General features: G+C 64.5%; 19 protein-coding genes. 11 read left to right on the top strand and 8 right to left on the bottom strand.

Annotation, left to right across the window (positions count from 1 at the left end):
* Positions 1 to 458 precede the first annotated feature (458 nt).
* Positions 459 to 1142: a DnaA N-terminal domain-containing protein gene (locus tag K3725_RS19920; protein WP_260018687.1), complete on the bottom strand. Its 684-nt coding sequence runs from the start codon at positions 1140 to 1142 to the stop codon at positions 459 to 461.
* A 554-nt stretch (positions 1143 to 1696) separates the two neighbouring features.
* On the opposite strand from K3725_RS19920, the gene K3725_RS19915 reads away from it, so the two are divergent.
* The gene (locus K3725_RS19915) at positions 1697 to 3001 is read left to right on the top strand and encodes an AAA family ATPase (RefSeq protein WP_260018686.1); all 1305 of its coding nucleotides are present in this window, start codon (positions 1697 to 1699) and stop codon (positions 2999 to 3001) included.
* On the top strand, positions 2998 to 4125 hold the full coding sequence (locus K3725_RS19910) for a ParB N-terminal domain-containing protein (protein ID WP_260018685.1): 1128 nt from the start codon (positions 2998 to 3000) through the stop codon (positions 4123 to 4125). The genes K3725_RS19915 and K3725_RS19910 overlap by 4 nt, the downstream gene beginning before the upstream one ends.
* Before the next feature lie 617 nt (positions 4126 to 4742).
* Here the strand turns inward: K3725_RS19910 and K3725_RS19905 are convergent.
* Positions 4743 to 5726, bottom strand: a complete 984-nt coding sequence (locus tag K3725_RS19905) for an OmpA family protein (protein ID WP_260018684.1) — start codon at positions 5724 to 5726, stop codon at positions 4743 to 4745.
* Between the two features lie 245 nt (positions 5727 to 5971).
* Here K3725_RS19905 and K3725_RS19900 point away from each other — a divergent pair, with 245 nt between their 5' ends.
* Entirely contained in the window at positions 5972 to 7477 is a 1506-nt protein-coding gene (locus tag K3725_RS19900) for a caspase family protein (RefSeq protein ID WP_311202232.1), read from the top strand.
* Between the two features lie 385 nt (positions 7478 to 7862).
* Here the strand turns inward: K3725_RS19900 and K3725_RS19895 are convergent, their stop codons facing one another.
* From K3725_RS19895 to K3725_RS19870, 6 genes are all read right to left on the bottom strand, one after another.
* Entirely contained in the window at positions 7863 to 9206 is a 1344-nt protein-coding gene (locus K3725_RS19895; protein ID WP_260018683.1) for a DUF4384 domain-containing protein, read from the bottom strand.
* Positions 9203 to 9610, bottom strand: coding sequence for a biopolymer transporter ExbD (locus K3725_RS19890; RefSeq protein WP_260018682.1), 408 nt, complete (start codon positions 9608 to 9610; stop codon positions 9203 to 9205). The genes K3725_RS19895 and K3725_RS19890 overlap by 4 nt, the downstream gene beginning before the upstream one ends.
* Positions 9607 to 10020 carry a biopolymer transporter ExbD gene (locus K3725_RS19885; protein WP_260018681.1) on the bottom strand — a complete coding sequence of 138 codons (414 nt, stop codon included), beginning with the start codon at positions 10018 to 10020 and terminating at the stop codon, positions 9607 to 9609. The genes K3725_RS19890 and K3725_RS19885 overlap by 4 nt, the downstream gene beginning before the upstream one ends.
* A 143-nt stretch (positions 10021 to 10163) precedes the next feature.
* The gene (locus tag K3725_RS19880; RefSeq protein WP_260018680.1) at positions 10164 to 10781 is read right to left on the bottom strand and encodes a MotA/TolQ/ExbB proton channel family protein; all 618 of its coding nucleotides are present in this window, start codon (positions 10779 to 10781) and stop codon (positions 10164 to 10166) included.
* 3 nt (positions 10782 to 10784) lie between these two features.
* The gene (locus K3725_RS19875) at positions 10785 to 11204 is read right to left on the bottom strand and encodes a hypothetical protein (RefSeq protein WP_260018679.1); all 420 of its coding nucleotides are present in this window, start codon (positions 11202 to 11204) and stop codon (positions 10785 to 10787) included.
* 65 nt (positions 11205 to 11269) lie between these two features.
* The gene (locus tag K3725_RS19870; protein WP_260018678.1) at positions 11270 to 12118 is read right to left on the bottom strand and encodes a hypothetical protein; all 849 of its coding nucleotides are present in this window, start codon (positions 12116 to 12118) and stop codon (positions 11270 to 11272) included.
* A 189-nt stretch (positions 12119 to 12307) separates the two neighbouring features.
* On the opposite strand from K3725_RS19870, the gene tssA reads away from it, so the two are divergent.
* The 8 genes from tssA to tssG all read left to right on the top strand — a co-directional run bounded on the left by tssA (position 12308) and on the right by tssG (position 20326).
* Complete coding sequence (gene tssA / locus K3725_RS19865; RefSeq protein ID WP_260018677.1) at positions 12308 to 13378, top strand: type VI secretion system protein TssA; 1071 nt, start codon at positions 12308 to 12310, stop codon at positions 13376 to 13378.
* Between the two features lie 71 nt (positions 13379 to 13449).
* Entirely contained in the window at positions 13450 to 13965 is a 516-nt protein-coding gene (tssB, locus tag K3725_RS19860) for a type VI secretion system contractile sheath small subunit (protein WP_260018676.1), read from the top strand.
* Positions 13966 to 13980: 15 nt separating this feature from the next.
* Positions 13981 to 15477, top strand: a complete 1497-nt coding sequence (gene tssC / locus K3725_RS19855; RefSeq protein WP_260018675.1) for a type VI secretion system contractile sheath large subunit — start codon at positions 13981 to 13983, stop codon at positions 15475 to 15477.
* 76 nt (positions 15478 to 15553) lie between these two features.
* Positions 15554 to 16045: a type VI secretion system tube protein Hcp gene (locus K3725_RS19850; protein ID WP_260018674.1), complete on the top strand. Its 492-nt coding sequence runs from the start codon at positions 15554 to 15556 to the stop codon at positions 16043 to 16045.
* Positions 16046 to 16136: 91 nt separating this feature from the next.
* Complete coding sequence (locus tag K3725_RS19845) at positions 16137 to 16940, top strand: type VI secretion system accessory protein TagJ (protein ID WP_260018673.1); 804 nt, start codon at positions 16137 to 16139, stop codon at positions 16938 to 16940.
* Positions 16933 to 17430, top strand: coding sequence for a type VI secretion system baseplate subunit TssE (gene tssE, locus K3725_RS19840; RefSeq protein ID WP_260018672.1), 498 nt, complete (start codon positions 16933 to 16935; stop codon positions 17428 to 17430). Before K3725_RS19845 ends, tssE begins: the two co-directional genes overlap by 8 nt.
* Entirely contained in the window at positions 17430 to 19307 is a 1878-nt protein-coding gene (tssF, locus tag K3725_RS19835) for a type VI secretion system baseplate subunit TssF (protein ID WP_260018671.1), read from the top strand. The genes tssE and tssF overlap by 1 nt, the downstream gene beginning before the upstream one ends.
* A complete protein-coding gene (gene tssG, locus K3725_RS19830) occupies positions 19271 to 20326 on the top strand; it encodes a type VI secretion system baseplate subunit TssG (protein ID WP_260018670.1) in 1056 nt (351 codons plus the stop codon). The genes tssF and tssG overlap by 37 nt, the downstream gene beginning before the upstream one ends.
* Position 20327: the final 1 nt, after the last annotated feature.

Raw genomic sequence — 20327 nt, 5'->3', positions numbered from 1 at the left:
GTCCGGCTGCTCCTTGTTCCGCGGGGCGTATCACGCCCCCTGCCCGCCCACATAATGCCTTGGCCCCAAAGGGTTCAACCGCAGGCCGCTGTTGTTTTGTGTCTTGAGCGGCCAGAACCAGGAAAACCCGTTGAAATGCTATCGCTTCTGTTTTGCCTGTTGCGTTATCCGCCTTTGTTCGCATCCACCTCGCCGAACGTGCTCCCGCTTGTCGAGAATTCGCTTCAAGTCAGCCCACGCTTGGCGCCATACCTTTGTATTTCTGAAAGCGATCAGGCCGGCTTCAACTACAGCCTGATGCTCTTCCTCTGTCCAATCGCTCATCGCGTAGCTGTCCGGCAAAGACCGCAGGTCATCTAGCCGAACCAGCAGAGAACCTGTGTGCCTCTTCTCAAGTTCTTCTATGGTTAAAGGCTCTACAGTGTTGAGGTGTCCGATATTCAAAAGCATTCAATTCCTCACGCCTCCACAACAATCGCGGAGACGCCGCCGTCCACATCGCGGCAGGCGGCCAGCAGCCGCGGCATCAGATGCGACATCACGTAATTCGCATGGAACCGGCTCGGCGCCTTCAGCACCAGCCTGCCCCCTGCCCGGCCCGCGCGCTCCAGCCCCTGCACCCAGGAGGCATAGTTCGCCGGGTCCTCCGCATGCAGCACCGCCTTCGCCAGGCTCCACTCATGGCCGTCCGACACATCCGGGGGTGGCGGCACCGCGCCCGGGCGCAGCGGCACCACATTGGGCGCAAGCTCATCCGCCCCCTGCATCCGGTGCGCAAAGTCCGGCCCCACCGCGTCCCAGCGCTCCTGCGTGTCGGCCAGCAGCCGCTCCAGATCGATGCCGTATTCGGTGACCCGCCCGCGCGCGCCCTGGCGTTTGACCACCAGCCAGCCCCAGCCGCGCAGCTTGGCCATCTCGCGCTTAACCGTGCGCTCATCCACGTCCCACAGCCTGGCAATCTCGCGCTGCCCCACCGCCAGCTCGTCGCGCTGCCAGTTGTAGCGGGCGGTCATCAGTGTCATGAAACGCAGAACCAGCTTCTGCGCCCCCTTGCCCTGGCCAAGCGCATAAGCCCCCATCGCCGTGAGGATGTCGTATTTCAGCGCAGAGGCGTTGCGCCCCGCAGGCCGTTTGGCAAGCATTGCTGCCCCCGTTTCTCCCTCCCTGCCCTCCTGGGCCGGGATATGCTGCCTCAAGTGCTCCCGGGCCGTTTGCCGGGAAATGCGCTGGCCGGTTCTGCTCCGAACTCAACGCTATTCGTTTGTTGTACCTGATTTGCGTCCGGAATTCCGATTCTGTCAAGCGCCGGCGGGAATTGAATTCAGCCCCAATCCCTTTTTCGAAAGAAAAATTGGTATCAATGGTATAGGGGGACATCCTGTGTGACCCCTATTTGCGCCGAAATGTCCCCCAATCTGCTGTGTCCCTCGCCAGGGTGTCCCCCTAAATCTGGGAGGCAAACACCAGAAAAACCCAATGAAACGAATCGTTTGGCGTTAGCCGCCCGAATCGCCCCTGCCCTTGTTTCACTGGGCCTTTTGCAGATGTGTCCCCGCGGGGACAGGACGCTCTTTCCAACCATATTTGCTTTTGCGTTTTTTGCAAATTCGGCGTAAATGGATATTGAGGCTGAATTAGCGTCCTGCAGAAATGGACGCTTTCAAAAAACAACACCGTGTGAGGCTAAGGAGCAGCGATGTTTACGCACGAAGACCTGTCCAGGATGCAGGCCCAATCCCTCAAGATGCAAAGCTGGATCCGCCAGCAGACCTTCTCCCCCGAAATGGAAAAGACCCTGCGCCGGTTCTCCTCCTGGGAAGTGGCGGAGCTGATCTTCCGCGTCAACCAGTCGACCCTGCGGGGACGGCTCGCTACTGACCCCTCCCTGCCCCAGGGCCATGTCGAGGAGGACGGCCGCCAGCGCTGGTATTCGCTGGAGGAGATCAACGAGCTGCGCCGCCGCATCAAGATCAACCGCAAATCGCTGCTGCCCAAGCGCCCCGCGGGGAAACGGGCGCTGCGGGTGGCGATCTCCAACTTCAAGGGGGGCGCCGGCAAATCCACCGTGGCCCTGCATTTCGCCCATGCCGCGGCGCTGGACGGCTACCGGGTGCTCTGTGTGGACTTCGACCCGCAGGCCACCCTGTCGCATTCCATGGGCCTCAGCGACGTCACCGAGGATTACACCGTCTGGGGCATCATGGCCCGCGACCTGGTGCGCGAGACCACGCGGATGAACGCCTCGCTGCAGGGCGCCGAGTCCGGCACCGCCCTGCCCCAGCGCCAGCTGCCCGAGGCGATCACCGGCATGGGGCTGCAGGACCTGCGGGTCAGCGATTTTGTGAAACCCACCAGCTGGCCCACCATCGACATCATCCCCTCCTGCGCCAATGCGGCCTTTGTGGAATTCGCCTCCGCCCAGTACCGGCACCTGAATCCGGAATGGTCGTTCTTCGCCGCGGTCTCCCGCTACCTCGACCAGCTCCCGGCCGAGGATTACGACCTGATGATCTTCGACTGCCCGCCCGCCATCGGCTATCAGTCGATGAACGCGGTCTTTGCTGCCGACATGCTCTATATCCCCTCCGGCCCCGGATACTGGGAATATGACTCCACCACTTCCTTTGTCGGCCAGCTGTCCGAGGCGCTGGAGGATTTGTCCGCATTTAACGGTGTTGTCCCCGCGGGGACATTTGCGTTGCCCAAGGTTTTCCAGGACGTCCGCTTCCTGCTGACCCGTTACGAAAGCGGTAACGATTTGCACCGTGCGATGCGTTCGGCATTTATGAAGGTTTTTGAGGGTAGAATGACCGAGCACCCGATCGAGATGACCCGCGCAGTCGAACAATCGGGCCGCTTCCTGAGTTCCATCTACGAAATCGATTACCGGGATATGACACGCGAAACCTGGCGGCGTGCGCGGGCGTCGTTTGATCAGGCCTATGACGAGTTCAAGGCCTACGCGCTGGAAGCCTGGGAAAAACTGGAGGATGAGGCATGAGCAAACGCAGAGTCTTCGACATCGACTTCCCGACTGAACCAAACACCCCCTCTGAACCAAAATCCGTCCCCGTGGAGACCGCCGTCCAGAAGCCGGACCAGCGGATGCGCAAACCGTCTGAACCGCGCCGCGGGCCGATGGCCACCGCGATCTCCGAGAACGCCGATGCGTTGCGCAGCCGGGCGGAGGCAGAGCAGAAGATCCGTGCTGAAAACGACCGGCTGGCGCATGAGTTTGTGCGGCTGAAGAAACTGGGCCTGGTGGTCGACCGGATCCCGATTGGCATGATCAGCATGAAAAAGCTGATCCGCGACCGCAAGGAGGACCGCGATCCGGACCTGGAGGAGCTGAAGGCGTCGATCAAGGCGGTGGGGCTCTCGAACCCGATCCGGGTCGAGCCCAGGGAGAACGGCCAGTATGAGCTGATCCAGGGCTACCGCCGGATGAAGGCCTACTGGGAGCTGCTGAACGAAACCGGCGACAACAGCTATGCGCATATCCCCGCGGGGCTGGTTGCCAATGGCGACTCGCTGAAGACCCTGTACCGCCGGATGGTGGACGAGAACCTGGTGCGCCGTGACATCTCCTTTGCCGAAATGGCGCTGCTGGCGTTGCGCTATGCCGAGGATACGCAGACCGGTGCGGAGACCATCGAGGATGCGGTCAACGATCTTTACGCCTCTGCCGGCCGCCAGAAGCGGATCTATATCCGCCATTTCGCCCAGGTTCTGAAGGCGGTCGGGGATGATCTGAAGTTCGCCGAATCGATTCCCCGGGCGCTGGGGCTGGAGCTGAAGAAGCGGCTGGAGGCGGATGCGATGAACGCCCAGGTGTTGCGCGATATGCTGGCGCGGCTGCAGCCCGCAACCGAGGAGGCGGAGCTGGACGTGTTGCGGAGCTTTGCCGAAGGCAAGCGCAAGAACGCGCCCCGCAGCCCTGCCGCGCCGCGCCCCGGTGTTGCCAAGACCACCCTGCGCTGCACTGTCCCCGCGGGGACAGTCCGCTGCCAGGCCCGCGACGGCAAGATCGAAATGGCGATGGAGCGCGACTTCTCGGAGATCGACCGGCACAAGCTGGAAGGCGCCATCGCGGCGTTTTTTGCGGCCCTCGAAGAGGACAGCTGAGGCAACTGTCCCCGCGGGGACAGCAGTGCAAAACCAGGAAGGCCCGGCAGTGATGCCGGGCTTTTTTTGGTGTCTGGCGGCCACGCGGACAGGGTTTTCCGCAAGTGTCCCCGCGGGGACAGGCCGGGCTGACCGCGGGAAACGGGACAGGAACCGGTGTCTAATAAACGTGTTTGAGCCTGTTTTCCCCCGCTGTCCCCGCGGGGACAAAGCCCCGGATACGGCAGGGCGCGGACGGTGACGCCTGCTCTGCTGTACAGCCGAACCCGTTTGGCGGGTGGTATGCTCCCTGCAGCAACCCCCCGGTTCTCAGCCATTCCGCAGGCCGTGGCGCGTCATGCAGCGTGCCTGTCCCCGCGGGGACAGACAGTTGAAACCGGGCTGATCCGCAGAGAAATGCGGTTTGTCCCCGCGGGGACACCCAGGCAAAAAGCGGATGGTTCTGCCCGCCGCCAGCGGCTGGAAAGGCGAACTGTCCCCGCGGGGACAAGGCGGGAAACCGTCTTGTGGACCCCAGTGGCGAAACAAAAAAGACCCGGCTTGGGGCCGGGCCTTTGGTTGTTTACTGCGGCTGTCCCCGCGGGGACAGCTCTGGATTTTCTGGCGTGGCCGGGTGTTCAGTTCAAAACCTTGAATTCGATCCGCCGGTTCTTGGCCCGGTTCTGCGCCGTGTCGTTGGAGACCAGCGGCGCGGTCTCGCCATAACCGACCGCGACCAGCCGCTCTGCCGGGATGCCTTTCTGCTGCAGATACTGGTTCACTGCGGCGGCGCGTTTCTCGCTCAGCGTCATGTTCCAGGCGGCCTTGCCCTGGCTGTCGGTGTGGCCGCCAACCTCAACCACCATGCCGGGGCAGCGGCGGATGATGTCGGACAGGCTGTTGAGGAAGTCGCGGGAATTGGCATCAAGCCGCGCGGTGGAGGGGGCGAAGTTCACGCTGCGGCCCTGCGACAGGATTTCGAACCGCCCGGTGCAGGCCTCGCGGCTGAAATCGCCGCTCGCTTCCAGCGCGGCAGAGGCGCCTGCGGTGACTGTCCCCGCGGGGACAGAGGCGCTGCCCGCGCCGCCGCGCTCAAACATCAGGTCCATGCTGACCAGGCCGACGGGGGTGATGGTGACACCGGCGGCTTCCTCCAGCTTCTCGCGGCCGGGGTTCAGATTGAAATCCTCCAGCTTGAGGATCACCGGCTGCACGGTGGCCACGGCGACACGGGTGTCGTCCAGCAGGGTGACCGCAACAGGGATGGTCAGCCCGGCAGTGACCCCATGCAGGGACAGGGTCACAGGCAGGTCGATCTGCTTGCGCTGCACGGCAGCCAGACCGGCGATCAGGTCCGGGCTGATCTGCGCGGTGATCACCGCCTCGGGGTAGGTGAAGGTTTCAAAGAACAGGAACCGCATCCGCACATTGCGCAGGTCGATGGAGGTGTCGACGGAGTCGAGCGCGATGTGGATCTTGGCCTCGCCCGTCTCCGAGATGCTGCCGGAGAAGGCGGCAAAGCGGCTGGATTCCGCAATGCTGCCCTTTTTGATTGATATGAACCTGATGGCAGAGGATTCGGGGGTCAGCTGCCAGCCGCCCTCGAACGGGCCAGCGGCCATGGCGGGGCGAAGTGATAGGAGAAAAAGTGTTATTATTGAGAGGGTTATGCGAAACATGCGGCAGCCATCCGGGTTGCTGAAAGGGGACATTCCGGCACCAGGGCCGGGCAGGAAGCGATGCGCCCAGACTAACAGCAGTCTTGCTGCCGCGTGCAAGGGACGCGATAGTTTGGTAACCAAATACCGTTAAGAATGATACAGATGCCCGGCAGTGCAGGTGCTGCGGCGAGAAGTGGAGCAGACACGTGCAAGTTTTGATGATCCGGGTCCGGATGGTCCTGCTGGCGGCTGCGGCGTCCCTCTGGGGAAGCTGGGCCCTGGCCGGGGAACGGCTGGCGCTGGTGATCGGCAACTCGAACTATGGTGCCGTCTCAGCGCTGGACAACCCCGTGCGCGATGCCCGGCTGATCGCCGCGACGCTGGAGGGGCTGGGGTTTGATGTGACCCTGGCGGCGGACGCCAAGCAGATTGAAATGAAACGGGCGATTGCCCAGTTCGGCCGCAAGCTGCGCAACGCCGGAGAGGACGCCACGGGGCTGTTTTACTACGCCGGCCACGGGGTGCAGAGCTTTGGCAGCAATTACCTTTTGCCGGTGGATGTGGCGCTGTCGGATGCCGCCGATCTGGACCTGATGGCGATTGAGGCGCAGTCGGTCCTGCGGCAGATGGCGTCGGCCCGCAACCGCACCAACATCGTGATCCTGGACGCCTGCCGCAACAATCCGTTCGAGACCGTGGCCGACCTGAACGAGAGCGGCCTGGCGGAGATGAAGGCGCCGACCGGCACCTTCCTGGCCTATGCCACGGCACCGGGCGATGTGGCGCTGGACGGCGAGGGGGAGAACAGCCCCTTCACCGAGGCGCTGGCGCGCGAAATCACGGTGCCGGGGGCGCCGGTCGAACAGGTTTTCAAACAGGTGCGCCGGGCGGTTCTGGAACAGAGCGGCGGCAAGCAGACGCCCTGGGACACGTCCTCGCTGGTGAGCGATTTCATGTTTGCCGCGGCGGCCCCGGAGGCGGCGATGACCGCTGCAGAGCTTGAGGAAGCGCAGATCTGGGCCTCGATCCAGGCGTCGCGCGACGCGATGCAGATCATGCTGTACCTGCGCGGCTATGGCGATGGCACATACGCCGGTGAGGCGCGAGCGCTGCTGGCGGAGCTGATGCAGGAGGAGCTGCAGGCCGGCCGGCCCGCGGCAGAGGCCGCGCAGGCGCCCGCCCCGGTTCCGGACGCGGAGACAGCGATGTTCCAGGCGGCCCGGGGGGATGGCAGCAAGGCAGCTTATGAGGCCTATCTGATGGCCTACCCGGAGGGGCAGTTTGCGGAAATGGCCGCGGCGGAGGTTGCAGCGCTGGCGGCAGGTTCCGGACAGGATCCGGCGGCGGGCGGCGAGGCGCCTGCTGCGGCGCCTGAGGTGGCCGCGGAACAGGCGCCGGCGCCGGCGGCCGGCGAAGCCGGGCCGGTGACCTATGCCAGCCCCTTGCATGTCGGCGTCCCGGAGATTTCCGGACTGACGCTGGCTGAGGCGGTGGCGCGGGCGCCGCTGTTCCCGCCCATCGAAGGATTGCCGGACAGCTATTGGAAAGAGCAGACCTGCAGCAGCTGCCACCAATGGACCCGGGAGCGGCTGTGCACGCAGGGCAACACCTACCTGAGCCTCAACATGCAGCGGTCGCTGGGCAAGCAGCACCCCTTTGGCGGGGCGCTGAAACAGGTGCTGAAGAGCTGGGCCGCCGGCGGCTGCCAGTAATTTCCGGGGTCTGAACCGGCAGGGCAGGGGGCTCCCGCCCGTTCCGGCGCATTTGAAAATGCACCGTTCCGGTTGGGCGTGGCGCTGTGCTGCGCACAGCGCCGGGGCCGGACGGGCAAGCGGGGGGCGGGCGGAACCGGATTTTCATTTACTGAGAAGCGCTTAAGGGCAAGTTTACCCTTAAGGCGCCATTTCAATGATTACCCGCCGTCGGCCGCCTCAGGGGTGCACCGCGCGTGCCGCGCGGCTGCGGGCGCAGCCCTTGACCCGGACAACGGCGGGTGGCGCGCTGCGCGCCAGCGCAGCGCCGGGCCCAAGGCCGCCAAGGCCTGGCGGCGTCAGCCGCGGGCCTGCGGGCGCGGGAGTGCTGCCGGTGCGGGAAAACTCAGGGGGCGTGGGTGGTGATCAGGAAATAGACCCATTCCCCCTTGAAATCAGCATGTTCGGCGCGGGCTGCGGCCACTTGGGCGCGCAGGAAATCGAGGTAGGGTTCCGCGGGTTCGCTGAGCGGGCGGAGGCCGTCATAGAGCGGATGGGAAGCGGCGAAGGCGACGGCGATTTCCTGGCCATAGGGCGGTGCGACAGTGATTTGCAGGCCGGGGTCTCCGGCCGCCTTGGCGCCGACCCGCAGGGCGGTCTTGGGCGCGGCCTCCGCCAGCGGCACCAGCTCGTTTGGCGACAGGTGCAGCACCGCGCCGCCGGCGTCGAAGTAATCCACGTAGACAAAGGCCGGGTAGTCCGGGGCGGTGAGGTCGAAGAACAGCCGCTCACCGCCGGAATAGTCGAGCACCCGGGCGTGGGCGTCGCTGCCGACCAGCAGCGGATTGGTGATCTGGTCGGTGCTTTGCGGCAGGCCGACGTTCGAAATACCCGCCAGCGCGCCGCATTGCGGGCGGGGCAGCAGGCGCATCTGGTCCGATACTGTGATGTCAGTCCCCATCTGCGCCTGCAGGGCGGCCAGAACCGGGCTGCGCAGCCCGTCTTCGGGCAGGTGGCCGCGGACCTCCAGCGTGGCGGTTCCGGGGACAAAGGCAACCTGCAGGCGGGCGCAGGGGACGGCGGCGAGGATGCCGGAAACGCCATCGCGCAGGGGGTCGCCCTCAGCCGCTGCATCACCGGGCTGCATGAAGCTTTGGAAAGCGGCGAGGGAGACCGGGTCGATGTCGCCGGAGCCGCCCTGGAAGGCCAGCGCGGCCTTGATGCGGGGGGCGTCTGGAACGGCAGCCGGGGTCTGCTGAGGCGCGGGCGCCGCGCCCGGCAGGGGGACGGCCTGGGGCTGTGCCTGGGGGCCGGGCTGGCTGGCAGGGGCGGTTTGCGGCAGGGCGGCTGTGTCCGGTTGCGCCGCTGGTGCGGGTGTCAGCGGGGCTGCGGCGCTGGCGAGCCTGCCGGCCGGTGCCCGGGCCGGGGCGGCGGCGGAGGTCTTGGCCGCTGCGGGTTTAAGGCTGTCCGCGGCGGGGGCCGTGGGCTGCGCCCTGGACTGGGGGATGCTGCCTGCGGCGAGACCCTGGGTTTGGCCCTTGCTTTCAGAGGCTTGTTCGCTTTCTGCCGTTTGCGGTACGGCTTCGGACCTTGGGATGCGGTGGGCCTGCAGGTTGAGGCTGCTTTCGGGCGTTGGCTGCTGCGGCAGCGGGTCCGGGGTGAGCGAAATCAGTAGCGCGCCGGCGCCTGCGGCGTGGACCAGGGCAGAGGCGGACAGCCCCAGTGCCCATATGGCCGGCGCGCGCGTCATCCGTCTGTTTCCGGGGTGACCACGAGCACCACATCTGTAAATCCCAGCGCCTCGCCCCGGGCCACCAGCGGCAAAACGTTGCGCAGTTCGGCTGTGCGGTGGGCGTTGATGCGCAGGCGTAAGGCAGGGTCGTCTGCCAGGAGAGCGGCGAGGGCAGGGGAGAGGGCCTCGCGGGTGATGGCCTCGCCATCAAGCGCCAGGTCTCCGCTGGCGGACACTGCGAGGGTGATGCCGCCTGCAGGCATGTCGCGGCCGGTGACGGCGGTGGCGGGGCGCACGTCGAAGGGGGCGGTGGCATCCATGCGGCCGATCAGCATGAAGAACACCAGCAGGAAGAACACCACGTCGATCAGGGCGATGATGGTCTCGGAATGGGACCCGCGGGCGGGGCGGTTGAGTTTCACGGCGCCGCCTCCAGCCGCAGGACGCGCAGGCGGGTGACGCCGGCCAGCGCGGCGGCGTCCATCACGGTGATCAGCGCCTGGGTCCGGGCGGCGCCAGAGGGCAGGATCACCACCTGGGTGAGGGGTTCCTCTGCGACGGCGGCGGACAGGGCGGACTGAAGGGTTTCGCTGTCCAATGCCGTGCCGCGCAGCACCGGCACGCCGTCAGCACCAAGGCGGATCATCAGGGTGCCTGCCGGGGTTTGGGGACTGCCCGCTGCAGCGCCTTCTGAGGGGTTCACCGCCGGGATCATGTCGAGGTTCAGGTAGGTGGAAGTCACCATGAAGAACACCAAGAGGATCAGCATGACGTCGATCATCGGCACCAGCGAGATCAGGGCGCGGGGGCGGGCTGGGCGGTTGAGGGTCATAGCAGGAGCCGTTCGGCCCCGAAGTCAGGTTCACGCCCGGCCCCGAGGGGGGGCGTTTTCACGCCCGCCCTGGGGGGCGGGGCCGGGCGTGAACCGGGCCGCAGGCGGCCCGGGGTGTTTATGATGCGAAGGAAGCGCATATCTCAGCGCGACCCGTCGATCAGCAGCAGGCGGCCGGCGGCGCTTTCGATGGCTTGCGCGGCGGCGTCGATGCGGGCGGCGAACAGCCCTGCGGCGACGGCGGCGGGGATGGCGACCAGCAGGCCCGCGGCGGTGGTCAGCAGCGCCTGCCAGATGCCGCCCGCGAGCACCGAGGCATTGGCGGCGCCCTGTGCCAGCTCCAGTTCCTGAAACGACTGGATCATGCCGAGAACGGTGCCAAGGAGGCCGAGGAGCGGTGAGACCATGGCGATGAGCTCCAGCAGGCGGATAAGCGAGTTCATCCGGCTTACCTCCTCATTGCCGCGGCGTTGCAACTCGTCCTGCAGCAGCGGGCCGCGCAGGCCTTCCTGCAGCGCCTGCATGGCATAGGCCATGACCCGGTCGGCGGGGGAATTGGCGCCTGCGATGCTGTCCTGCGCCTGCTTGCGGTCGCCGTCCTTCCATTGGGTCAGCGCCTGTTCGCGGGCTTGCCCGCCGGAGCGAACCGGCCAGAGCTGGATCAGTTTGACGGCAATCACCGTCAGCGACAGAAGCGACATCAGCGCCAGGATCACGATCACTGGCCCGCCGGTGCCGAGCATATCCCAGGTGCCGGCCATGGCTTATTTCACCAGCGGCGCGGCAGCGCGGGAGCCAAGCTCGAGGATCGGGAAACAGTCCATCTGATCCTCGTTCTGGGGCTGGCAGGAGGTGATGTCATGCAGCAGGATTTCGGAGATATTGCTGCAGGCGGTTTCCGGGATTTCGAACAGTTTGAGGGTGGTGCGCTGGACGGGCAGGGGGGCGGCGTCGATCGACAGCAGGCGGTCGATCACACCCTGGCCGTCGAGAATGGCGAGCGACATCTCGAAGCCCTCAAAGCTTTTGCCGGTCTGGTTGCGGAACAGGAAGAAGGCGCGGCAGCCGCCGCCCTCGATCTCCTCGGTCTTGTTCAGCTCAACCCGCAGCGGGCCGGTGTCTGCGGCGGCGGCGAACGGCAGGCAGGTCAGGGCGAGGGCAGTCAGCAGGCGGGTCATGGGCATCGCGGTCTCCGGGGTCCGGTGGGGTGCCAGGCCCGCAACCGCTGCGGGCCGGGCTGCGTTCGGGGTCAGACCAGGGCGGTCAGAGCCTTTTCGATCTTGTCCATCGCGTCGCGGGCCGAATCGAGGTCGCGGCGCTTGAGGTGGCGGGCAGCCACATGCAGGGCGCGGCCCAGCCGGTCGCGGACCTTGCCCGGGGCGCGGGCGACATTGGCCTGCAGCGACTGGGCGCGTTTGACCTGGGCGCCAAGCGAGCGCTGGTCCATTTCGCGCTGGCCGCGTTTCATCGACCTGGCCTCATCCTCGCGGTCGGCGCCGATGCGGGCGACGGCGCGTTCGATCACAACGATCATCGTCTCGGCCTCCTGCAGGCGGCCGTCGTTGATGAGGCGGACCGATTTGGCCAGCGCGCGTTTCAGCTTCAGCTCCAGCGGCCCGGGGGCGAGGCCGATGCGCGGCTGGATGCGTTTCAGCCGCCGTTTGAGCGGCGCGATCGCCTTGGCGTCGATGCCGGAGGCGGAAATGTCGGAGGCGTCTTTCTCTGTCACCTGGCCCTCGGGGGCCTCGGGCTTGAGGCTGTCCAGGAGGTTGCCGCCGTCATCGTAGAACAGCACGTTGACCTTGGCCGGGTTGCGTTTGAGGAATTTCTTGAGTTCGGTGACCATGCGCTGCGGCGCGTTTTCGCAGATCATCTCCATATTGCCGGAGCGCACCACATAGGTGCCCCAGGCCATGGGCGGACCGCCCCCCTCTTTCTTCATCGGGGCCTTCAGGGTTTCCGGTTTCTTGCCCGGCTGGATCATCAGGAGCGGGTCCTTGCTGGCGTCGAGGCAGAAGGCGAAACTCATCCGCTTCTTGGCCCCTTCACGAACCATCTCTTTGACTTCCTTGCCAGAAATACGATCAATACTCATCATTCAGCCGCTATTGAATGCTTGGAAAAGGTTTGACATTAGGATGGCGATAAGGCTCTGTTGGGGTCAAGTTATTGTTTGAGGTTTCCGCGGGTTTAACCACCAGGCTCGAAAAGAGTGGCACCTGCTTTCCGTTACGTTAACACACGGGAACGTGACCAAAAAAGACTGCACCCAGGGGGGCGAAAAACGATGGATCCTGCAGTATTGCTGCAATCCAAAGGGGATGATGCCCCTAGCGGCGAGAATCTCGAATACGATCCGGCTTTCACAGAGATGGAGCTGGCGGCCCAGCCGGGCGAGGAATCGGTGGTGGGCAACGAGACGATCGAGGCCACAGATCCCGATTACCGCGAAGTGCAGAAGAAGGCGCTGGAAGTGCTGGAGCGCAGCCACGATCTGCGCGCGGCGGTGTTTCTGGGCGATGCGCTGCTGCATTCCGAAGGCCTGTCCGGTTTTGCCGATGTCACCACCTATATCCGCGGCTGCCTGGAGGACTTCTGGGAGACCTGCCATCCGGAGCTGGATGAGGACGACGGCGATCCGACGATGCGGATCAATGCCATCCAGGATCTGTGCGGCCAGCCGGACGGGATGGCGGGGGCGTCGCCGCTCTACCGCTCGCTGCGCCGGGCGCCGCTGAGCGAGAGCCGCGGCTTTGGCCGGTTCTGCCTGCGTGACATTGAAATCGCCGAAGGGGTGATGACGGCGCCGGCGGGCATGGAGCATGTCCCGGACAGCGCCACCATCGGCGCGGCGTTCCAGGACAGCGACGAGGAGGTTGTCGCGGCGCGGCTGGCGGCGGTGAAAACGGCCGAGGAAAACGTGCGCGCGATCTCTGCGGTGTTTGACGAGCAGACACCGGGGCAGGGGCCCGACCTGAGTGCGCTGATCAAGCTGCTGCAGCAGATCGGCAAGCGGATCAGCAGCTATGCCAATCTGAGCGCGGACGACAGCGCCGGCGAGGATGACGCGGAAGAGGACGGCGCGGAGGCGGCCGGTGCCGCGGCGCCGGCCGCGGGCGGCCGGGCGATGCCATCCGCACCCGGGGCGATCAACTCTCCCGCGGATGTGTCCAACACGCTGGACCGTATCATCAGCTATTACCGGAGGGCGGAGCCTTCCAGCCCGCTGCCGATCCTGCTGGAGCGGTGCAAGCGGCTGGTGGGGGCCGACTTCCTCACCATCATGAATGACATGGCGCCGCAGGGGGTGGAGAACGTCCATCTGATCGGCGGCATTGACGAAGACGACGACGACTGACGGACACGGGGAATTTCTGCGGCGGAACCCGCTGCGGATCCCGTGAAAGCAAGACGAGTAAGGAGACCTAGATGGCCGGAAGTTCACAGAAATTCATTGCCCGCAACCGGGCACCAAGGGTCCAGATCGAATATGACGTGGAGCTGTACGGCGCCGAGAAGAAGGTGCAGCTGCCCTTCGTGATGGGCGTGATGAGCGACCTGGTGGGCAAATCCGAAGTGGAGCAGCCTGCAGTTGCGGACCGCAAGTTCCTGGAAATCGACGTGGACAACTTCGACGACCGGATGAAGTCGATGGCGCCGCGCGCTGCCTTCACCGTGCCCAACACGCTGACCGGCGAGGGCAACATGGCGGTCGACATCACGTTCGAGAGCATGGACGATTTCAAGCCCGCCGCGATTGCCGCCAAGGTGGAGCCGCTGCGCGAGCTGCTGGATGCGCGTAACCAGCTGTCGAACCTGATGACGTATATGGACGGCAAGACCGGCGCCGAGGATCTGATCTCCAAGATCATTCAGGATCCGAGCCTGCTGAAAACCCTGGCCGCGCAGCCGAAACCCGGCAGCGACGCCGACAGCGAAGAATAAGAGCGGAGGACGAAGATGGCTGAAGAAGAACTCCAGGCGGAAGCCGCTGCCGGTGAAGCCGCCTTTGGCTCTGCCGAATTCGCAAGCCTGCTGCAGAAGGAATTCCGCCCCAAGTCGGACCAGGCCAAGACGGCGGTGGAAAGCGCGGTCAAGACCCTGGCCGAACAGGCGCTGGCAAACACGGCGCTGATTTCCGATGACGCGCTGCGCTCGATCGAGAGCATCGTCGCGGCGATTGACGCGAAGCTGACCGAGCAGGTCAACCTGATCCTGCACAACGAGGAATTCCAGCAGCTGGAAAGCGCCTGGCGCGGTCTGCACTATCTGGTCAACAACACCGAGACCGATGAGCAGCTGAAAATCCGGGTGATGCCGATCACCAAGAAGGAAATGTCGAAGACCCTGAAGAAGTTCAAGGGCACGGCATGGGATCAGTCGCCGATCTTCAAGAAGATCTACACCGAGGAATTCAGCCAGCTGGGCGGCGAGCCCTACGGCTCCCTGGTGGCAGACTACCACTTCGACCATTCGCCGCCGGATATCGAGCTGCTGGGCGAGATGTCCAAGATCGCAGCTGCCGCGCATGCGCCGCTGATCACCGGCGCCAAGCCGACGCTGTTCCAGATGGACAGCTGGGCGGAACTGTCGAACCCGCGCGATCTGACCAAGATCTTCCAGACCCCGGAATATGCCGCCTGGCGGTCCCTGCGCGACAGCGAGGATGCGAAATACGTGGGTCTGGCAATGCCGCGCTTCCTGGGCCGTCTGCCCTATGGCTCCAAGACCGACCCGGTTGAAGAGTTCGCCTTCGAGGAAGACACCGCAGGTGCGGGCAGCGAGAAATATGGCTGGGTCAACGCGGCCTATGGCATGGCGGTGAACATCACCCGTTCGTTCAAGATGTACGGCTGGTGCTCGCGCATCCGCGGCGTCGAAAGCGGCGGCACGCTGGAGAACCTGCCCAGCCACACCTTCCCGACCACCGATGGCGGCGTCGATCAGAAATGCCCGACCGAGATTGCCATTGATGACCGGCGCGAGGCGGAGCTGGCGAAGAACGGCATGATGCCGCTCATTCACCGCAAGAACACCGACGTTGCGACCTTTATGGGCGCGCAGTCGCTGCACAAGCCGGCCGAATATGACGATCCGGACGCCACCGCCAACGCCAACCTGGGCGCACGGCTGCCGTATCTGTTCGCCACATGCCGGTTCGCGCACTATCTGAAGTGCATGGTGCGGGATAAAGTCGGCTCGTTCAAAAGCCGTCAGGACATGGAGTCCTGGCTGCAGGAATGGATCAACAACTATGTTGATTTCAACGCGGACATCTCTTCGGAGAACCAGAAGGCGCGCAAACCTCTGGCCGCAGCCGAAGTGGTTGTGGAAGAGGTCGAGGGCAACCCGGGGTATTACACCTCAAAATTCTTCCTGCGCCCGCATTACCAGCTGGAGGGGCTTTCGGTCTCGCTTCGCCTGGTGTCCAAACTGCCCTCGGAAAAGGGAGGCTAATTTCCACTCCAACGCCTCCTCCTAACCGAAACGACACTCAAATCAATTATGAAAGGATACAGCTATGGCTGCTAATATGTTCGTCGAAATTAAGGACATTAAAGGCGACTCGACCGTTACCGGTTTTGAAAAGATGATCGTCATCCAGTCGGCAAGCTGGAATGTCGAACGCGCCGTGGAAATGACTGACCTTGGGTCTACCCAGCGTATGCATGCGAACTCGAACTTCGGGAAAATTGAAGTCACGTCGCAGATGGGCAAGGCTTCGAACGATCTGGCGCTTGCTGTGGCAAACGGCACCGTGCGCCCGGAAATCAAGATGTACTGGTGCCGTTCCGGCGAAAGCGCGTCCGAAGGTCTTCAGGCTTATTCGACCTGGACACTGAAGGATGTTGTGATCGACACCTATTCGATCTCTTCCAGTGAAGATGGTATTCCGGAAGAAACCTGGTCGCTGGCCTATGCCTCTATCATTCATGAGTACAAGGCAACCGACCAGAAATCCGGTAAGCTCACTGCGCAGAAACCGAACTTTACCTGGAACGTGCAGACCGGCAAGGTCGAGTAAACCATTTGGCGGACCCCGGGCGTATTGCATGCCCGGGGTCCGTTTTTCTGACATGTATTCAGCAGTCGTCCCTGTTGCGGAGTAGAGCCCCATGACCCCCGAAGAGCATCTGAAAGCTGGTGATCCCAAGGCGGCGCTGGAGGCGCTGCAAGCCAAGATCCGCGCGGATGCGAGCAATCCCAAGCTGCGGGTGTTTCTGTTTCAGCTGCTGTGCGTTCTGGGCGACTGGAACCGGGCGATTGCCCAGCTGAAGGCGGCGGCGGGGCTGGACGAAGGCGCCACGGTGATGGCGCAGGCGTACCGCGAGGCGATCATCTGCGAGGTCTACCGCGAGAAGGTGTTCGCGGGAGAAAAGTCGCCGCTGATCCTGGGCGAGCCGGAGGAATGGCTGGCGCATCTGATCGAGGCGCAGAAACTGCTGGCAACCGGCAACCCCAAGGAAGCGGCGGAGCTGCGCGCCAAGGCGTTTGATGCCGCACCGGCCAGCCCAGGCGAGGTGAACGGCAAGCGGTTCGAGTGGATTGCGGACGCTGACATGCGGCTGGGTCCGGTGCTGGAAGCGGTGATCAACGGCAAGTACTACTGGCTGCCGTTTTCCAAGATCGTCTCGTTCGAGGCAGAGGAGCCGTGCGACCTGCGCGATGCTGTCTGGACCGCGGGCACGCTGACCCTCGAGGGCGGCGGCGAAGTGGCCGCGATGATCCCGACCCGTTATCCCGGCAGCGAGAAGGCCGACGGGCTGTCGATGCTGGCGCGCGCCACCGTGTGGGAGGATGCCGGCGCGGAAACCTATACCGGTCTGGGCCAGCGGCTGCTGGCGATCGGCGATGAGGATATTGCCATCATGGACGTGCGCACACTCCGGATGGATGGGCACGGCGAAGAGAATGGCTGACAAGACACTGGCCGAGCGCCTGCAGCCCTCGCTGCTGGACCGGCTGACCGACAATGCGCCTGGCAATCAGAAGGAAACCCGCGAGAGCCGGGTGATTGATCTGGTGCGGCTGCGGGAAATCATCCAGCGCGATCTGTCGTGGCTGCTGAACACCCAGAATGTCGAAAGCCATTTCGATGCGGAGAAGTACCCGGCGGTGTCTGCCTCGGTGCTGAACTACGGGCTGATCGAAGTGGCGGGGGAGGCCTCGACCACCGAGAAGGCAGAGGCGATCCGCCGGTCGATCAAGCAGGCGATTGCCACTTATGAGCCGCGGATCATCGAAGGCTCGGTCGATGTGCGGCTGCAGGATGGCACCGACGCGACCGAGATGACCGTGGGGCTGGAAATCCGCGCCGACATGTGGGCGCAGCCGATGCCGCTGGAGCTGTACCTGCGCAGCAAGGTCGATCTGACCACCGGCGAGGTGCAGATGGAAAGGGCCATGTGATGGATACACGGCTGCTGACCCATTACGAGAATGAGCTGAATTATCTGCGCGACATGGGCGCGGAGTTTGCTGCCGCCTATCCCAAGATCGCGGCCCGGCTGGGCATGGAAGGGGTCGAGGTTCTTGACCCTTATGTGGAGCGCCTGCTGGAGGGCGCCGCGTTCCTGACCGCGCGGGTGCAGCTGGAGCTGGAGCTGCAGTATCCGAATTTCACTTCCAACCTCCTGGAGATCATCTATCCGCATTACCTGGCGCCGACACCGTCGATGATGATCGCGGCGTTTGAGCCGGATGTGGCGAACTCAGCCGTGAAAAGCGGCTATGTGCTGAAGCGCGGATCGACGCTGCGGTCGCGGCTGACCGAGGGCGAGCAGACGCCCTGCGAATTCCGCACCGCCGCTGATCTGACCATGTGGCCGGTCCAGATCACCGAGGCGCAGTATATTGACGGCCGCGGCGAGCTGGTGGCGGCAGGGGTTGCCACCGGGTATGACGCCCGCGCCGGCATCCGGCTGCGGATCAAGCGCATTGACGGCGACCCGATCAGCAAGCTGGAAATGGACAAGCTGTCGCTGTACCTGACCGGCGAGGCGGGCAACAGCTGGCCGCTGCTGGAACTGCTGTGCACCCAGGTGCAGGGGATCGTGGCACGCTCCACCGACCGCCGCGCCGACTGGCAGCTGCCGCTGCGCCAGGCCCGGGTGGTGCAGAAGGGCTTTGGCCCCGATGAGGCGCTCCTGCCGGTGCCGCGCCGGGTCTACGACGGCTACCGGCTGCTGCAGGAATATTTCGCGATGCCGGAGCGGTTCCGCTTTGTCGAACTGCAGGGGCTGCGCGAAGGGTTGCGGAAATCCGAAGGCAATGAGGTTGATCTCTATATCCTGCTGCGCGAAGGCATGCCGGAGATTGCGCCGATCGTGGTGCCGGAGGTGTTCAAGCTGAACGCGGTCCCCGCCGTGAACCTGTTCGAGAAGCGCTGCGACCGGGTGCGGATCGCACCGATTGATACTGAGCACCATGTGATCCCGAACCGCACTGCGGGCCTTGATTTCGAGATCTACGGATTGCAGAGCGTGGTGGGCATCAGCGGCGAGGGCGAGGACGACGTGGTGTTCCGCCCGTTCTATTCCGCCAATGATTTCACCGCCGCGGGCGAAAGCCACCCGGCTTATTACACTATCAAGCGGCGGATGCGGCAGCGGTCGGAGAAGGAGCGCCTGCGCGGGGTGCGCAGCTCTTATCTGGGATCGGAAGTGTTCCTGACGCTGGTGGACCGGGCGCAGGCGCCCTATTCCGCCGGGCTGGAGCAGCTGGCGGTCAAGGCGCTGTGCACCAACCGCGATCTGCCGATGCTGCTGGCCACCGGCAATGACGATGTGTTCCAGCTGCCAGAGGGCGGCCCGATCAAGAAGGTGACGCTGCCGGTGTCGCCAACTCGGCCGCATCCGACCCTGGCGCAGGGCGATACCGCCTGGCGGCTGATTTCGCATCTGAGCCTGAACTATGTCTCGATTGCCGAAACCGGCAAGGGCCAGTCGGCGGAAGCGCTGCGGGAGCTGGTCGGGCTTTATGCGCCCTTGGGCGACCGGGTGACGGAAAAGCAGCTGGAGGGCATCCTGTCGGTCAGCGCCCGGCCCATCGTGCGGCGGATGAGCGATGAGGTGCTGTCGACCGCGGTGCGGGGGCTGGAGATCACCCTGGGCTTTGACGAGAGCTTTTTCGAGGGCAGCAACATCTATGCGCTGGGGGCCGTGCTGGAGCGGTTCTTCCGCGGTTATGCCAGCATCAACTCGTTCACGGAGACCGTCCTGAAAACCGAAAAACGCGGGGAAATTGCCAGATGGCGACCGGAAAAGGGCCTCGGCCGGATGATCTGAGCCTGTATGGCCGGCTGGCCATGGACCCTGAGAAACATCATGTTTTTCAGGCCCTGCGGGTATTGGAGGCGCATTTCGATGACGCCCCGCGCCTGGGCGAAAGCCGCCGTCCGCGGCAGGACCGGCTGCGGCTGGGGCAGGAGGCGGAACTGGCGTTCCCGCCCTCGACCATTGCTGCGTTCAAACCGGCGGAGGGGGACAAGCCGGCGGTGCTGACCAACCGGTTCTTCGGGCTGTTCGGCCCGCAAGGCCCGCTGCCGCTGCATCTGACCGAATACGCCCGCGACCGCAAAAGGAATCACCGCGACCCGACGATGGTGGCCTTTGCCGATATGCTGACGCACCGGCTGATGAGCCTCTTGTACCGGGCCTGGACGCAGGGCTCGCCCGCGGTGAGCTTTGACCGGGCGGATGACCCGATGGCGCGCAAGGTGGCATCGCTGATCGGTTACAACGGTTTCAAGTTCACCAGCCGCGACGACATGCCGGATCTGGCCAAGCTGCATTTTGCGGGCCACCTGGCGAAGGGCGCCAAGAACGCCGAGGGGCTGGTGTCGATCCTGTCGGCGTTTTTCGAGGTGCCCGTCTCTCTGGAGGAGTATGTCGGCAGCTGGCTGGAGCTGGAGCCGGACGACCGCTGGCAGCTGGGTTACGGCGGGCTGGGACAGACCACCAGCATCGGCGACAAGGTCTGGAGCCGCAGTGCCAAGTTCCGCATCCGCATCGGGCCGCTGAAACTGGAAGATTATGAGCGGCTGCTGCCCGGCGGCGCGGCGCTGGACCGGCTGCGGGCGATTGTGCGCTCTTATGCCGGCGATATTCTGGACTGGGACGTGAACCTGGTTCTGGCGGGCGACGAGGTGCCGCGGGCATCCTTGGGCGGCACCACGCGGCTGGGGCACACCAGCTGGGTGCGCTCGCGCCCGGATCCGGATGCGGACCAGCCGGATGTGAATGATTTGTACCTGTACCCGGGATTAGGCGCCGGGGCTGAGAAGCCTGTAGAGGGAGGGATTTGAG

The organism is Leisingera sp. S132 (assembly GCF_025144465.1).
Lineage (GTDB): Bacteria > Pseudomonadota > Alphaproteobacteria > Rhodobacterales > Rhodobacteraceae > Leisingera.
Note: the sequence above shows the minus strand (reverse complement) of the source record. Positions and strands in the feature narration are given on the sequence as shown.

Bases quoted from the DNA above. Each gene is read 5' to 3' on its own strand.
- K3725_RS19920 (WP_260018687.1), bottom strand. From the start codon at position 1,142: ATGCTTGCCAAACGGCCTGCGGGGCGCAACGCCTCTGCGCTGAAATAC.
- K3725_RS19915 (WP_260018686.1), top strand. From the start codon at position 1,697: ATGTTTACGCACGAAGACCTGTCCAGGATGCAGGCCCAATCCCTCAAG.
- K3725_RS19910 (WP_260018685.1), top strand. From the start codon at position 2,998: ATGAGCAAACGCAGAGTCTTCGACATCGACTTCCCGACTGAACCAAAC.
- K3725_RS19905 (WP_260018684.1), bottom strand. From the start codon at position 5,726: ATGGCCGCTGGCCCGTTCGAGGGCGGCTGGCAGCTGACCCCCGAATCC.
- K3725_RS19895 (WP_260018683.1), bottom strand. From the start codon at position 9,206: ATGACGCGCGCGCCGGCCATATGGGCACTGGGGCTGTCCGCCTCTGCC.
- K3725_RS19885 (WP_260018681.1), bottom strand. From the start codon at position 10,020: ATGACCCTCAACCGCCCAGCCCGCCCCCGCGCCCTGATCTCGCTGGTG.
- K3725_RS19880 (WP_260018680.1), bottom strand. From the start codon at position 10,781: ATGGCCGGCACCTGGGATATGCTCGGCACCGGCGGGCCAGTGATCGTG.
- K3725_RS19875 (WP_260018679.1), bottom strand. From the start codon at position 11,204: ATGCCCATGACCCGCCTGCTGACTGCCCTCGCCCTGACCTGCCTGCCG.
- K3725_RS19870 (WP_260018678.1), bottom strand. From the start codon at position 12,118: ATGATGAGTATTGATCGTATTTCTGGCAAGGAAGTCAAAGAGATGGTT.
- tssA (WP_260018677.1), top strand. From the start codon at position 12,308: ATGGATCCTGCAGTATTGCTGCAATCCAAAGGGGATGATGCCCCTAGC.
- tssB (WP_260018676.1), top strand. From the start codon at position 13,450: ATGGCCGGAAGTTCACAGAAATTCATTGCCCGCAACCGGGCACCAAGG.
- tssC (WP_260018675.1), top strand. From the start codon at position 13,981: ATGGCTGAAGAAGAACTCCAGGCGGAAGCCGCTGCCGGTGAAGCCGCC.
- K3725_RS19850 (WP_260018674.1), top strand. From the start codon at position 15,554: ATGTTCGTCGAAATTAAGGACATTAAAGGCGACTCGACCGTTACCGGT.
- K3725_RS19845 (WP_260018673.1), top strand. From the start codon at position 16,137: ATGACCCCCGAAGAGCATCTGAAAGCTGGTGATCCCAAGGCGGCGCTG.
- tssE (WP_260018672.1), top strand. From the start codon at position 16,933: ATGGCTGACAAGACACTGGCCGAGCGCCTGCAGCCCTCGCTGCTGGAC.
- tssF (WP_260018671.1), top strand. From the start codon at position 17,430: ATGGATACACGGCTGCTGACCCATTACGAGAATGAGCTGAATTATCTG.
- tssG (WP_260018670.1), top strand. From the start codon at position 19,271: ATGGCGACCGGAAAAGGGCCTCGGCCGGATGATCTGAGCCTGTATGGC.